At 36.3% G+C, this 15,492-nt stretch carries 10 protein-coding genes; 7 read left to right on the top strand and 3 right to left on the bottom strand.

The annotated features are described in order from the left end of the window. The first annotated feature begins 36 nt into the window (after positions 1-36). Positions 37-480: a DUF1569 domain-containing protein gene (locus DCS95_RS08700; RefSeq protein WP_116770414.1), complete on the top strand. Its 444-nt coding sequence runs from the start codon at positions 37-39 to the stop codon at positions 478-480. A gap of 166 nt (positions 481-646) precedes the next feature. Here DCS95_RS08700 and DCS95_RS08695 read toward each other — a convergent pair whose 3' ends face one another. Next, the gene (locus DCS95_RS08695; RefSeq protein ID WP_116770413.1) at positions 647-2,002 is read right to left on the bottom strand and encodes a UDP-N-acetylmuramate--L-alanine ligase; all 1,356 of its coding nucleotides are present in this window, start codon (positions 2,000-2,002) and stop codon (positions 647-649) included. Positions 2,003-2,254: 252 nt separating this feature from the next. Between DCS95_RS08695 and DCS95_RS08690 the strand changes: the two genes are divergently transcribed. The 6 genes from DCS95_RS08690 to DCS95_RS08660 all read left to right on the top strand — a co-directional run bounded on the left by DCS95_RS08690 (position 2,255) and on the right by DCS95_RS08660 (position 12,071). Then, positions 2,255-5,107 carry a T9SS type B sorting domain-containing protein gene (locus tag DCS95_RS08690; RefSeq protein WP_116770412.1) on the top strand — a complete coding sequence of 951 codons (2,853 nt, stop codon included), beginning with the start codon at positions 2,255-2,257 and terminating at the stop codon, positions 5,105-5,107. Positions 5,108-5,110: 3 nt separating this feature from the next. After that, the gene (locus DCS95_RS08685; protein ID WP_116770411.1) at positions 5,111-6,064 is read left to right on the top strand and encodes a PorP/SprF family type IX secretion system membrane protein; all 954 of its coding nucleotides are present in this window, start codon (positions 5,111-5,113) and stop codon (positions 6,062-6,064) included. A gap of 1 nt (position 6,065) precedes the next feature. Then, a complete protein-coding gene (locus DCS95_RS08680; RefSeq protein WP_116770923.1) occupies positions 6,066-8,243 on the top strand; it encodes an OmpA family protein in 2,178 nt (725 codons plus the stop codon). Between the two features lie 98 nt (positions 8,244-8,341). Beyond that, positions 8,342-8,659 (top strand): cupin domain-containing protein, encoded by a 318-nt coding sequence (locus DCS95_RS08675; protein ID WP_116770410.1) that lies wholly within the window; start codon positions 8,342-8,344, stop codon positions 8,657-8,659. A gap of 54 nt (positions 8,660-8,713) precedes the next feature. Further along, positions 8,714-9,499 (top strand): SDR family oxidoreductase, encoded by a 786-nt coding sequence (locus DCS95_RS08670; protein WP_116770409.1) that lies wholly within the window; start codon positions 8,714-8,716, stop codon positions 9,497-9,499. A gap of 250 nt (positions 9,500-9,749) precedes the next feature. Beyond that, positions 9,750-12,071, top strand: a complete 2,322-nt coding sequence (locus tag DCS95_RS08660; RefSeq protein ID WP_164674155.1) for an alpha/beta hydrolase family protein — start codon at positions 9,750-9,752, stop codon at positions 12,069-12,071. Between the two features lie 1,114 nt (positions 12,072-13,185). Here DCS95_RS08660 and DCS95_RS08650 read toward each other — a convergent pair. Then, on the bottom strand, positions 13,186-13,920 hold the full coding sequence (locus DCS95_RS08650) for an MIP/aquaporin family protein (protein ID WP_116770406.1): 735 nt from the start codon (positions 13,918-13,920) through the stop codon (positions 13,186-13,188). A gap of 23 nt (positions 13,921-13,943) precedes the next feature. Beyond that, positions 13,944-15,440 carry a glycerol kinase GlpK gene (glpK, locus tag DCS95_RS08645; protein ID WP_116770405.1) on the bottom strand — a complete coding sequence of 499 codons (1,497 nt, stop codon included), beginning with the start codon at positions 15,438-15,440 and terminating at the stop codon, positions 13,944-13,946. Positions 15,441-15,492 lie beyond the last annotated feature (52 nt).

Below are 15,492 nucleotides of genomic sequence, written 5' to 3'. Positions count from 1 at the left end.
TTATTTTATGCTAAATTTATACATCAATTAAAAACCATGAAATCACTTTTAACAAAAGAAGCCTACGAGGAAATCAATCAAAGAATTGAGCAACTTACCGAAAATTCAGAAAGAGGTTGGGGTAAAATGAGCGTAGGTCAAATGTGTTGGCATTGTCAATACCCATTACAATTGGCCATTAAAAACAAACCCAATACATCTAAAGGCAATTGGTTCGTAAAAACTTTCTTTAAAAAATCATTGTACAATGATAAACCGTGGAGAAAAAATTTACCTACCGCTCCCCAATTAAAAGCCAAGGAAGAAAAGGTCTTTAAAACCGAGCATACGCTTCTGAAAAATTTGGTGAACGATTTTTATGCCGTAAGAGACCGTGAAGAATGGTACCCACACCCAGCTTTTGGACCATTTACCAAAGAACAATGGGGGCAAGTTCAATACAAGCACCTAGACCATCATTTAAAGCAATTTGGAGTTTAACTTTGTTGTTGGCAAAAAAACTCAAGTTCAAATTCAAGAATCAAGTTCAAGTTCAAGTTCAAAAAAGACTTAATACTTTTTTCTTAATACTCTTTACTCTATTATCTATTTTCTCTATTCCAACTTTGTACCTAGTACTTTTCACTTAATACTGTGTACTTCCACCTTAACTCAACAACTCTTCAAATTTTTTCAAATCGAATCCGCCATAATTTCCTGAACTCATGAGTAACAATGTGGTGTTATCATATGGCTGACTTTCCAAATACTCATGAAATGAAGCCGCGTCCGTAAATATTTTTAAATCGTCTCTTTGAAAAGCTTCTGAAATTTGCTCTGGAGTAACCGCTTCTAACTTTTTAATAGCTACAGATTCAGGTAAGAAGAAAATAACCGCTTCATCGGCAGCATCTAAAGCACCTTTATATTCCTTTAAAAACTCAGGATTAAAACTACTATAGGTATGTAATTCTAAGCAAGCAATAAGCTTTCTATTAGGGTATTGCTCTTTTACCGCCTTTGTTGTTGCGGCTACCTTACTAGGTGAGTGCGCAAAATCTTTGTAGGCGATACTCGAACTCCCTTCTGCAATTTTTTCCAACCGTTTAGATGCCCCTTTAAAAGTGGCTATTGCCTCATAAAAATCATCTTCATCAACACCCATGTTTTGACAGATCCATTTTGCACCTGCCAAATTGCTTAGGTTATGGCTCCCAAAAACTTCAATTGGCATTGGTCCTTCATTAGTTTCTAACAAGGTTTCTCCGTCTTCAACGGTATATTCAGGTGTAGTATATGGTAATTTTCTAATCGCATTTTCCGATGCTTCTACTACTTCCTTTACTGCGGTATCTTCAATGTTATAGGTGATAGAACCACCATTTACTATGCTATCCACAAATATTTTAAACTGCTCTACGTAATTCTCAAAAGTGGGAAATACATTGATATGATCCCAAGCTATACCACTTAGCAAAGCAATGTTAGGTTGATATAAATGAAATTTAGGTCTTCTATCTATTGGTGATGACAAATACTCATCGCCCTCTAATACGATAAAATCGTTGTCCTCGGTTAAATGAACCATTCTGTCAAAGCCATCTAATTGGGCACCTACCATATAATCCACTTCAATATCATGAAAGTTGAGTACATGTAAAATCATAGAGGTAATAGTCGTTTTACCATGACTACCGCCAATAACAACCCTAGTTTTGTTTTTAGATTGTTCGTATAAAAATTCAGGGTAAGAATAAATAACTATACCTAGTTCTTGCGCTTTTAATAATTCAGGATTATCTGCTTTAGCATGCATTCCTAGTACGATTGCATCAAGATTATTTGTTATTTTTTCTGGGAACCAGCCAAATTCATCAGGTAACAATCCTTTAGCCGCCAATCTAGATTTAGAAGGTTCAAAAATAACATCATCACTACCAGTAATAGCATAACCTTTATGTTCCAATGCCAGGGCTAAATTGTGCATGGCACTTCCGCCTATCGCAATAAAATGTATTCGCATTCCTAAATTTTAGGTATCAAAGATACGTATTGTCCAATTAAAAAAATTGAGTTTACACCGTGTAAGAAAGCTATAAAGCCATTAATAACCAACGTTTATATCGATGAAAAACGATAAATTTTAACAGTTCTTATCAAATTTAGTAGTATTCACCTTACATTTTAATGCTTTTACAACATATAATTTCTTACAAATGTTAACAAAAATATCTTAGCCCGTATCAAAATGCATACTGCAACCAACCCCCTATGAATGAATAATACAAAACTTAGGCTCTTTACCTTTTTGTTTTTCTTAATCGGTATTTCAAACTTTATTCAGGCACAATGTGCCGGTGAAAACGCAACTATTGAAATTTGTGAAAAAGATGCCGATAGTGCATATCGAAACTTCGACCTATTTGCACAACTTGGTGGATCACCTATTACAGGTGGTACATGGGCCACAACAAATCCTGAAAATTTTTATGCTTTAAACCAAAGTACAGGTATCGTAGATCTGTGGCGTATCAATAATTACGGTACGCATTCTTTTGTATATACCAACACAGATTGTAACCAAAGTGCTACGGTAACCATTGAGCTTGGTGGATATCCTGGCGAAGATAATATAGATGGTAGTGCCAATGCCTGCGGTGATGACAGTAACGTAAACCTCCACGGATTTCTTGGCAGTAATGTCGATGGAAAAGTACAAGATTTCAATGGTCTTTGGGAAGAAGACCCAAGCACCTTTACAGGTCAATTAGAAGATAATATATTCGATGCACAAGCCGCGGGACCGGGAATTTATATTTTTACATACACCGTACCCGATGTAAATACATGTGTAGGCAGAACGGCTACGGTAGTTTTAGAAGTACACCCACCACCAAATGCCGGTTTTGCAAACAGTGTTACTTTCTGTGCAAACGACGATTTTTCAGCATATACCAATTTTGACCTTAACGGACAGTTGACAGGTGAAGACCCCAATGGAACATGGACAGAAGATGGCACCAACCAACTAAGTGACCTCAACGATTCTGTTATCAATATTCAAGAATTATATGACAATTTTGGGTACCATTCATTCACGTTTACCTATACTGTTTACCCATCTCATCCTGTTTGTGAAAAAAGAGAAGTATCTGTTGTTATAGATATTTTACCTGTTTTAGACGGTGACATTGCCGCAGATAACATTTGTTTTGGACAAGATTATGTGGTTGACTTGGTTTACGACCCTACCCTTTTACATAATGGCTCATTTTTAATTGGGTATACCGTTAATGGTGTTGATGGAGTTTCAGCTACAGCATTATCTGATGGTAGCGGAAATTTTATCATTGACCCTGAGTTAGTACCTTTAAATGAAACGGTTACTCTTGAAATAACGGCATTAACAGGTGTTACGCCTATACGTGATGTATGCCCTACGGTAGTGGTTCCTCCTACCACTTTTATAGTGGCTAGTTCAACTACGGTAGTACAAGATATTTGTGTACAGACTGAAGCCACGGTGCAGGTTATTGATATTCTTGATGCTGACGGAAATTTAGCGAACGGTAATTTTACAACAACTTATGAATTAACACAACCAGATGCCAGTACTACAACTTCAGCGTCCTTCGAATTAGAGTTCACGAACGGTAATGCTACGTTTTCCATACCTGGTAGCAATTTTTTAAATGGTGGGGAATATGAAGTTCGCCCATCAATATCAGATACGTTTGCAACAAACTGTCCATTAGCTAATACGATTAACGTTACACCGTTACCCGATGCTATTCAATTAGACCTCATTGTGGACAATAATTGTGATGCTACACAAATTGATGTTTTAGTCGATGCGCCAATTTTGCCAAACGGAACATACACGATAACCTACGACGTAACTGAATTAGGTTCCAATACCGTATTAACTACAAATACGATCAACTTTACGGGCGGTACCGCTGCTTATCAAATAGATGTAGATGCCTTACCGATCGGTAATTACACGGCGAGCGTACGCAGTATACAAAACGACACTACCCCTTGCCGATTAGATTTTGAGTTCGAAGAAAGTGAAAATTTCTCCAGAGGCGGTGTGCCAGAAGCTCCACAGGCAGATGCCAGTCAAATATTTTGTTTGAGTAACTACCCGGGCTCACCTACCTTAATGGACATTGAGGTTACTGCTGACGGCGATTTATTATTCTACGATACAGAAACCGATTACAGCATCTTGCCTATTTCGACGGCATTGGTCGACGGTGAAGATTATTTTGTAACCAATAGCGACCCTCTAACAAATTGTGAAGGTACCGATCGCGTTCAAATTACGGTTAGTTTTAGTGACCCTAATGCACCTACAGCGAGTACTGTAAATCCGCAGTTTTGTGCCGAAGCGATTCCGACATTGGCGAATATAGCTATTGATGTTTCTACTGGCAGTTCGGTTACTTGGTTCGATGCAGCTACAGGCGGAAGTGAATTGGATGCATCAACCGTATTGGTTGACAATCAATCGTATTTTGCAGCAACTAACAACAATGGTTGTACCAGTACTAATCGCTTAGAAGTAACACCAACAGTAATTACCGTTGCTCCTACATCGTTATCATCGGATATGTTACAGGTCTGCGGACTGGATAACCCTACGATTGCGGCCCTTCGTATTTTGGAAAATGAAACCGACAACGATGTACATTGGTTTATGACAGAAACTGACGGTACCGCGTTGACAGATGATGCTCTTCTAATACAGAATACTACTTACTACGCAGAAAATTACAATCTGCTTACCGGATGCTCTTCTGCTACAAGGGTCCCTGTGACCATTGATTTTAGTGATTGCGACCCCGAGAATTATGACTTTTTTATTCCAGATGGGTTCTCACCGAATGACGATGGTAGAAACGATACGTTTTTCATACCGAACATAGAAACCATATTCCCGAATTTCACATTAGAAATATTGAATAGATACGGTACGTCATTGTTCAAAGGAGACATAAACAACCCCGCTTGGAATGGTAGAAATGGTTCTGTCACAGCACCGAACGGAGTCTATTTCTATATCATAAATTACAATAAGGACAATGCAGAACCTATTCAAGGTCGCTTATACTTAAACAGATAACCCATGCATAAAAAAATTACAAACACAACTTGGGGCATCTGCATAGTTATGCTTTTGTTCTTAATGAAACTGCAAGGACAACAAGATCCGCAGTATACACAGTACATGTATAACATGAACGTGGTAAACCCTGCGTATACCACAAATGAACCGGGCATGCTCAATTTTGGTACATTATACAGAACCCAATGGGAAAATGCCGTGGGCGCACCAAAGACCCTAACCTTTTTTGCCCACACTCCCCTTTCAGAAAAAATTGAAATGGGTGCATCTATCATTTCAGATGATATTGGTGACGGTTCTTTGAAAGAAAACAATATATACGTAGACTTCGCCTATATTTTAAAACTAAATGAACAGAGCAATTTAAGTTTGGGGCTAAAAGGAGGTATCACTACGTTTGAGACCAACTTTAACGGATTCAGACTACCAGAGGTTCAAGATGACCCCGCTTTCAATGAGAATATGAACAATACTTACCCTAACATTGGTATTGGAGCATTTTACAACAGAGATAAATTTTATGCAGGGTTATCCATTCCTAATTTATTAACCTCAAAACATTTGGATAATAAAGACGGCATTACCAGAATAGGATCAGAAGAAATTCATCTTTTCGGTATGGCAGGCTATGTTTTTGATGTGAATTCCAATCTAAAACTAAAACCTTCCATTTTAACAAAAATGGTTTCTGGCGCACCCATTACGGCAGACGTTTCTTTTAATGCTCTATTCAATAACCGATTTGAAGGCGGTGTTTCGTATCGCTTAGATGATTCGGTAAATGCTATGTTCAATATAGCGGTGATACCATCATTACGAATTGGCTATGCCTATGATTACACCTTATCAAATTTGGGTGCTTTCAATAATGGATCTCACGAGATATTCGTGTTGTTCGACCTAGACCTTTGGGGACTTAAAAAAGGTTATGACAAATCTCCTAGATTCTACTAAAATGAAAAAGTTACAACTATATCTCATCTTATTTATCGGTGTATTTCAAACAGGGTGGACACAGCAAGATCTAAAGCGTGCCAACGACCTTTTTGAAAAATCTTACTATGCAGATGCCATAGCTTTATATGAAACAGCCTTACCTAGCAATAAAAGTAGTCAGGTAATAAAAAATTTGGCAGACAGTTACTACCATACCTTCGACTTAAAATCTGCAGCTCGCTGGTATCGTTATTTAATTTCAAATTATGGCGACACGGTTAACGAGCTATACTATTTTAGACTGAACCAATCTTTGAAAGCTATTGGTGAGTATGAAGAGGCAAATAATATACTTATAGATTATTATACAAAAGAGGAAAATGTCTCCCGTTTACAGCAACTAAGAAAGGACATAACTTATCTAGAAAATGTAAGCGCTATCGGTGACCGTTTTGCCATAGAAAACAGCAAGCTGAATACGACAACATCAGAATTTGGAGCAATGCAAGTGCGCAATACGCTTTGGTATACCGCAACGCACAAAAACGCTACCGCCAAAACCTATAGATGGAACAATCAGCATTACTTAGATATTTACACCCATGCCATCGATAAAGAACAATATGGTGACAGTCTAAGTACTAGTCTATCAAAACAAATAAATACAAAACTACATGAGGGAGCATTTACAGTTTCAGCTGACGGTAATACCATGTACTTTACACGTAACAACTCGAATAGCGGAAAACGAAAAACAGACGATAAAAAAGTTTCCAATTTAAAAATTTACAGTGCCAATTTGGTAGATGGGGAATGGAGAAACATTATAGAACTGCCATTTAACAGCGATGATTTTTCTAATGAACACCCGGCTTTGAATGCAGATGGCACAAAATTATATTTCTCTTCGGATAGACCTGGCGGATTTGGTTCTTTTGATATTTATGAAGTGAATATACAGGCAGATAATACATTTAGCACACCCGTAAATTTAGGCAGTATCATAAACACGGATAAGAAGGAACAGTTCCCTTTTATCTCGTCGGATAATTCTCTTTATTTTTCATCTAACGGTCACCCGGGTTTCGGGCTCTTAGATGTCTTTATCTCTAAAAAAGAGAACGGGACATTTCAGCAACCGGATAATTTAGGTTTACCAGTAAACAGTGGTTATGATGACTTCTCATATGTATTGAATACCGATAACACATCTGGCTATTTTGCAAGTAATAGACCGTCTGGTAAAGGAAGTGATGATATCTACAGTTTTAAAGAAACAAAAGAATTAGTAATAGAAGATTGTCATCAATTCATTACTGGAATTATAACGGATCGTACCACTACCCTTCCCTTAGCAAATGCAACGGTAACTTTAATAAACCCAAAAAATGAGGTGATATCTACCTGCATTACAAAACAAAATGGAGCGTTCGATTTTAATATTGACTGTGCAACGTTTTATAAAGTGAAAGCGACTAAAGATGGTTATGAGGGCAATTCAAAATCTATCCGTAGTACAAAAGAAAGGAGTGCAGAACATGATGCATCGATGAACTTATATTCCTTAAAAGAAAAGGAAAAAGCAGCGGCATTAGTATTACAACAAAAACAAGAAGCAGAAAAACTTAGGGCAGAACAAGAAGCCATTAAAAAATTGGTAGCCGACAAAAAAGCAGCAGCTCTTGCAGCAAAACAATCTGCCGAAAAGGCGAAACGTATTGAGCAAGAGAGGATAGCCAAAAAAGCGGAATCTGAAAAAGCATTGGCAAAGAAAGTGGAAGATGCCATACAGACCGAAGAAGCATTGGTAAAAGAAACTGACCGAACCATAATAAAAACCGAAGAAATTCACTTTGATTATAGCCTGTGGTACTTACGTCGAGAATCTAGAGAACGTTTACAGACCGTTATAGATGTCATGAAAAAGAATCCTGGTATGATCATAGAGATTGGCACACATACCGATATTAGAGGTAATAGCGGCTATAACAAAGGACTGTCTCAAAAACGTGCAGATTCAGCAAAAGACTATTTGATTAAAAACGGCATTGATTCTGGCAGAATAGTTTCAAAAGGATATGGCGAATCTAAACCAATAGTTGTTTGCCCAACCGAAAATGCATGTTCAGAAGAAGATCATGAGTGGAACCGACGTTGCGAATTTATTGTGGTAGGTTGGAACTATGAGAGCAAATAACCAACAAATTCAGATTTTACACCCTAGTAAATTTTTTATAAGAGCTTTTTAAAATTGTAAGTGTTTCCAGTATCTTTAGTTTTTAAACCAAAGGTATTATGAAATTGAATCTTACAACTATTACCTCAAAAGAAATAATGCCCGGGCTACACGGTAAATTGGTGCATTCCGAGCATATGAGTATGGCATTTTGGGATGTGGAAAAAGGTGCCGAAGTACCTGAACACGCTCATATGAACGAGCAGATAATGCATGTTATGGAAGGTGAATTTCAATTTACCCTAGATGGTGACACCCAAATATACTACCCGGGCGACATTGTGGTCATTGCCCCGCATAAAAAACATAGTGGCATTGCCTTGACCCCATGTAAATTATTAGATGTTTTTAGCCCTACAAGAGAAGAATACAGGTAGAGGATGGTTGTTAACAAAAGCTACGCACAGTTACCTAATCTTAAAACATAAGAAATGAATATATCTTTAAAAAATAGAAAAGCATTGGTAGGTGGTAGTAGCGGTGGTATCGGAAAAGCAATTGCCCAACAACTTGCAGCTAGTGGAGCCAGCGTTACCTTAATGTCCCATAGTGAGGAGAAACTTCATCATATCGTAAATGAACTACCAACAGATCAAGGTCAACAACTCCAATATTTGGCTGTAGATTTTAGTAACTTCAAAGACTACAAAAAAGTAATCAGCGCCTATTTTGAAAACAATTCAGTTGATATTTTGGTGAATAATACCCAAGGACCTGCTGCTGGTAGTGCCACCGAAAAAAATATAGACGACTACCAAAATGCATTTGACCTTTTATTCAAGACCGTGGTATTCACCACAGAACTGGCGTTAAAATCGATGATGGAAAATAATTGGGGGCGAATTATCAATGTGGCATCGGTTTCTGTAAAAGAGCCTTTAGCTTACTTGGCCTTATCCAATTCTATACGAGCGGCAGTAGTAACCTGGGCAAAAACTTTAGCTACAGATGTCGGTAAGCATAATATTACGGTAAATAGTGTATTAACAGGATATTTTAATACGAACCGTATAGCACAATTAAATGCGAAGAAAGCTGAACAACTTGGCATAGACCAAAGCGAAGTCCTCAATGAAATGGAATCTAGGGTAGCAGTAAAAAGAATTGGTGAACCTGAAGAATACGGCTTTCTAGCTGCTTTTTTAGCTTCAGACAATGCAGCCTATATTACGGGCACCAATATTCCTATAGATGGTGGGTTATTAAAATCGCTATAGATAAATAGAACTATAGCTATTTAATAATATAGATGTATTGAATTCAATAAAAAACTCCCAAGTATTAAATTTGAAAACTTAATATTAATAATCTTATAGATTTCTCAAAAAATGACAGTTCTCATTATATTTTTCAATTTACAACTAGAGCATAGATCTTATTTGTTAAATAAAAAATGTCACAATGACAATAAAAAAACTACTAGTATATAGACCATGCCACTAATATTATAAAAATTAAAATTGTACAATGCTGAAAATTTATAATTCAATTTTAAAGTGGATTAGTTTCCGATTAAAAGCTACAACACTTGGAAAGACTGCTATAAAAGGTGCTTCAGTAGGTATATTAATTATAACAGCCGTTTTATGGACTATCTATTCTATAAACATTTATAAAAAACTTAATGATCCTTGGATATTCTTGATAAGTCTAATCATTGTTTTTACTACGATGATTTTTTCTGTATTAATTAAATGGTCCCTAATAGTTCTAAACAAGATTCCATCTAAGTACTTTTTGGCAGTTTTAATATCTTTTCCTTTGTTAAGTTTTATGAGTTTTACTTTGATTGCTCCTGTATTAATTCTTTTTTTTACTTCGCTCTGCGGAGCTGTCATCTTGATTTTAAAAAGAACTAAATTCCAAAGCTTATCAAAAACAAAAAAAACAATCACTGCTTTTGGATTACTATTAGGATTTGGTGGACTAACCGGATTAGGAGTTTTATATTTCCAAGATGGTTTTCATGTGAACCAACTAAATAATGCGTCAAAATCATCTAAGATAAATATCCAACATATAAATGCTATATCCCCGTCTAAAGAAGGTTCATTCTTAGTTAAAAAATTAACTTATGGTAGTGGTAAAGATTTAAATCAATCAGAATTCGGAATTGAAGTTGACATTAAAACAGAAGCTGTTAATGGTACGCCCTTCATAAATAATTGGACTGGATTTGGAGGCTGGTGGCGCAAAAACCATTTCGGTTTCGATTCTAAATCTTTGCCAATAAATGCACGTGTTTGGTATCCAGAAGGCATAGGACCTTTTCCTTTAACACTTATCGTCCATGGAAATCACGATATGCAAGACTATTCTGATTCTGGCTATAATTATCTTGGAGAATTGCTTGCGTCCAAAGGAATTATCGTTGCGTCGGTTGACGAAAATTTTTTAAATGAATCATGGTCAAATAAAATTGGGGGTTTAACCAATGAAAATGATGCACGTGGATGGATTTTGTTAGAGCATTTAAAAGTATGGCACAATTGGAACAATATGAAAGATAATCCATTTTATAAAAAATTAGATACTTCAAACTTAGCTTTAATAGGTCATTCAAGAGGAGGTGAAGCCGTTGCACATGCTGCATTATTTAACAAATTACCTTACTATCCTGATGATGCTACTGTTAAGTTTAATTACAATTATAATATTAAATCAATTGCCGCAATCGCACCCGTAGATGGTCAGTATAAACCAGGAAATAGTAAAACTTATTTAGAGGATATTAATTATTTTGTTATACATGGATCACATGACGCAGATGTCAGCTCTTATATGGGTTCTCAACAATATGAACGAATATCCTTTAAGGACAGTCTTTATCATTTTAAAGCCGGACTTTATATTTATGGAGCAAATCATGGTCAATTTAATGAAAGTTGGGGGGAAAATGATACAGATAATCCTTTTACAGGGCTACTTAACCTCAATCAACTGATCACTTCAGAAAATCAAAAGAAAATTACCCAGGTCTATATTAGTGCATTCATAGACATTACATTAAAAAACAAAAAAGAGTATTTGCCTTTATTTGTAGATGCAAGGAAGGGCAGTAAGTGGTTACCTGAAACTATTTTTCTGAACCAATTCGAAGATTCAAACTTACAGGTAATTAGCAATTTTGATGAAGATTTTGATGTTTCAACTACCACATGTACTGACGGAATAATCAACACCAAAAACTTATCTGTCTGGCGTGAACAAGAAATTCAACTTAAATGGCAAAAAAAGGGAAGCAAGGCTCTTTTTCTTGGTTGGAATTATAACGACGTAAATATCGCATTTGAATCAATCCCTGATTCCCTGATTGCTAGCTATAATATTAATTTTCCTTCAATGGAAATCGATTCCACTACTGCGTTAGTATTTTCCATGGCAGAATCCAAAGAATCAGCAATTAAAATTACACAAGAAATAATAACCGACAAAACAGCAAAGCAAAAGAAAAAAAAAGATAATATACAAAACAATGTAGAAGTTAATGAACTAATAAATTTTACTATTCAATTAACCGATACTGATGGTCAAAATATTTCATTCCCTTTATGTGAATTTTCGTTTCTTCAGGAGGAAATTGAAGTTAAACTTATGAAATCAGATTTTTTTAACAATAGCAGTCAATCAGAAAAAGTATTTCAAACTTTTTATTTCCCAATAAAGGAATATTTAAAGTTTAATCCAAGTTTAAACCTGACTCAAATAGAGAATATAAAATTTATTTTTGACAAAAATGATACAGGAGTTGTAGTAATTGATAATATAGGATTTATAAAAAAATTATAAATCCTATATAAACTATTCACAAAAACTCATCTTTATCAATTAGCATTATTCAGATTTACTTCATCTTCCAATAATAAAACAAATATATTTAGTTTATACTGATCCGAATTATCTATTATAAGTCATTTAAATTCGCAAAATGCAATTCAGGCTAATATATGTACTACCCCTTTATTCTATTAAATTCACACTTCTACCGAACAACTAAAAACATATTCCGTAGACCTTAATACTATAGCAGAACGTTTAACGCTATTTGGAAAAAATAAAGTTTTTTCCCCCTTTATATGAAAGAGATAAGGCCATTTCATTTCAAGGTGATGAACTTATCTATACGTTAGGTGACTATAAACAAATTAGAAGATGTCGCGTTTCCCTAACCAAGGAAAATGGAAATTGGACAGATCCCTAAATTTTAAAAATATCATGAGAATATCAAGATATTGAACCATATTATAGTACCGATGGAAATCGGCTATATTTTGCGTCAAATAGACCTATATATGTTGATGAAACAAAAACTGATTACAATATTTGGTATAGTAATCGTATTAAAGGTAAATGGTCTGAACCTATAGCGTTAGATTCAATTGTTAATACCGAAAACGCAGAATTTTTCCCTTCATTGAGTAATAAGGGAAATTTGTTTTTACAGCGACAAGGAATGATGGCATAGGAAGAGAAGATATTTATATATCTATATTAACGAATGGTAAATTTCAATCTCCCAAACCATTACCTATTGAAATAAATACAAGTTCATATGGGATTAATGCCTATGTGAATCTAGAAGAAAACCTGATTATATTTAGTTCATTTACATGACCTGATGTTTTTGGTGGAGGAAATTTGTATATAAGCCGTAAAGATAGTTTAGGTAATTGAACAAAATCAGAGAATTTAGGCGAATTAATCAATTCTGATAAATTAGATTATTGTCCATTTATTGATTGGAAAACAAGTGATTTTTATTTTTCAAGAGAAAGAAAATTAACTGACAACAAAAGATTTAATAACATTAATGAACTAAAATAATTTTCTAATAGTCCACTAAACGGTTTCGGAAATATTTATAAAATTGGTCATGATAAATTAGAATGGCAGTTTTAAAATGCTATAGGACCAGATAAAGAAAAGCAGCCAATAGACACCCAATAATAGGTCCCACAACAGGAATCCAAGCATAACCCCAATCACTATTACCTTTTACCGGAAGTAGCGCGTGCATGATCCGTGGTCCCAAATCTCGGGCGGGGTTGATGGCATAACCTGTGGTACCACCCAATGATAAGCCGATTACCCATACAAGAAATGCTACGGGTAACGCACCAATAGACCCCAAACCGATAATTGCCCGCGAATCTACATCGCCAATAATATCAAGCTCAGGACCGGCGAAATAAAATATGACAAAGACCAGAACGAAAGTGCCTATAATTTCACTGATCAAATTAGAAAAGGTATTCTTTATTGCTGGCCCCGTACTAAAACAAGCCAACTTACCCCCTTCATCATCGGTAATTTTAAAATGATCTTTATAAAACAACCATACCAAAAACGCACCGAGCATGGCACCGATCAGTTCTCCTGCCAAATATTCCGGCACAATATCCCATGATATTTTACCGGCGACCGCTAAAGCAATTGTAACTGCAGGATTTAAATGTGCCCCGCTATACGGCCCTGCGACTACCACACCTACGAATACTGCTAGGGCCCAGCCCGTTGTAATTACGATCCACCCCGAACCGTTTCCTTTGTTATCTTTCAAGACCACATTGGCCACGACACCATTACCCAAAAGAATGAGTAGCATGGTGCCCAATAATTCTGCTATAAAAATTGACATAATTTAAGTTGGTTGTTAGTTAGTTATTCTTCGATCCAATGCTGTGCGCATTTAACCGCCTTGTTCCAGTAATAGAGCATATTTTCCACTTTCTCTTTAGGAGCTTCTGGATAAAATTCTTTATCTATACTCCACTGTGATTGTATGTCATCTATACTGTCCCAATAACCAACCGCCAAACCTGCCAGGTAAGCAGCACCCATTGCAGTAGTCTCTAATGTCTTAGGTCTAATAATCTTAAATCCGAATAAATCAGACTGTATTTGCATTAATAAATTACTGGCACTGGCACCACCGTCTACACGTAGTTCAATGCTCTCTTCACCAGCGTCCGCTTCCATAGCTTTTACAATATCGTACACCTGAAAAGCAACACCTTCAATAGTAGCTCTTGCAATATGGGCATCTGTAGTACCACGGGTAATACCCAACATGGCACCACGTGCATATTGATCCCAATGCGGAGCACCCAAACCGGTCAATGCCGGAACAAAATATACACCTCCGTTATCCTCTACTGTTTCTGCCAAATGATTTATTCCCGGTGCTGTTTTTACCATTTTAGCTCCGTCGCGCAACCATTGTATGGCTGCTCCACCTACAAATACGCTGCCCTCAAGGGCATAGGTTATTTCTCCGTTAATTTTCCATCCAATGGTGGTCAAAAGATTATTCTCGGAATACACCGCTTTATCTCCGGTATTCATAAGCAGAAAACAGCCCGTACCATAGGTGTTTTTGACCATACCTGGCTTGGTACACATTTGCCCGAACAGGGCTGCTTGCTGATCACCTGCAATACCTGCTATAGGGATTTTAGTAGAAAACAATGTAGTAGCCGTAGTACCATAAACTTCACTGCTTTCTTTAACTTCTGGCAGTAGGGCTTTTGGTATATTGAACAAGTTCAACAACTCGTCATCCCATTCTAAGGTGTGAATATTATACAACATGGTTCTACTTGCGTTAGACACATCGGTAATAAACATTTTACCACGGGTAAGTTTCCATATTAGCCAAGTATCTACCGTACCAAAACACAGTTTACCGGCTTCTGCCTTTTCTCTAGCTCCTTCCACATTGTCAAGAATCCATTTTAGCTTGGTCGCCGAAAAATAAGCATCGATAACCAAGCCGGTTTTCTTTTTTATTACATCTATATGTCCGGCATCCTTTAGCTCATCACAATATTTGGCTGTTCTTCTATCTTGCCAAACAATTGCATTATAAATAGGTTCACTTGTCTCACGGTCCCAAACCACCACGGTTTCGCGTTGATTGGTAATACCAATTGCAGCCACATTATCTCCTGTAATGCCTTGTTGGGCAATAACCTCAGCCGCTACCGATATTTGAGAAGACCAAATTTCATTGGGATCATGTTCTACCCAACCCGGCTTCGGAAAAATCTGTTCGAAAGGTTTTTGCGAAACCCTTACTATTTCTCCGTTATGATTAAATAAAATGGCACGTGAAGAAGTTGTGCCCTGATCTAATGCTAAAATTAATTTTGAATTCATTGAGTAGTTGATTTAAGTTAGTTTAATTGCTAGTTGAGGACAATTAAATTTG

Origin of the sequence: Maribacter litoralis, assembly GCF_003075045.1 — a bacterium.
In the GTDB taxonomy this organism is placed as follows: Bacteria; Bacteroidota; Bacteroidia; order Flavobacteriales; family Flavobacteriaceae; genus Maribacter; species Maribacter litoralis.
The sequence above is the reverse complement of the archived record's forward strand: the minus strand, read 5'-3'. Positions and strand labels throughout refer to the sequence as shown.

Excerpts from the sequence above, each read along its gene's own strand:
- DCS95_RS08700 (WP_116770414.1), top strand. The coding sequence starts at position 37 with ATGAAATCACTTTTAACAAAAGAAGCCTACGAGGAAATCAATCAAAGA.
- DCS95_RS08695 (WP_116770413.1), bottom strand. The coding sequence starts at position 2,002 with ATGCGAATACATTTTATTGCGATAGGCGGAAGTGCCATGCACAATTTA.
- DCS95_RS08690 (WP_116770412.1), top strand. The coding sequence starts at position 2,255 with ATGAATAATACAAAACTTAGGCTCTTTACCTTTTTGTTTTTCTTAATC.
- DCS95_RS08685 (WP_116770411.1), top strand. The coding sequence starts at position 5,111 with ATGCATAAAAAAATTACAAACACAACTTGGGGCATCTGCATAGTTATG.
- DCS95_RS08680 (WP_116770923.1), top strand. The coding sequence starts at position 6,066 with ATGAAAAAGTTACAACTATATCTCATCTTATTTATCGGTGTATTTCAA.
- DCS95_RS08675 (WP_116770410.1), top strand. The coding sequence starts at position 8,342 with ATGAAATTGAATCTTACAACTATTACCTCAAAAGAAATAATGCCCGGG.
- DCS95_RS08670 (WP_116770409.1), top strand. The coding sequence starts at position 8,714 with ATGAATATATCTTTAAAAAATAGAAAAGCATTGGTAGGTGGTAGTAGC.
- DCS95_RS08660 (WP_164674155.1), top strand. The coding sequence starts at position 9,750 with ATGCTGAAAATTTATAATTCAATTTTAAAGTGGATTAGTTTCCGATTA.
- DCS95_RS08650 (WP_116770406.1), bottom strand. The coding sequence starts at position 13,920 with ATGTCAATTTTTATAGCAGAATTATTGGGCACCATGCTACTCATTCTT.
- glpK (WP_116770405.1), bottom strand. The coding sequence starts at position 15,440 with ATGAATTCAAAATTAATTTTAGCATTAGATCAGGGCACAACTTCTTCA.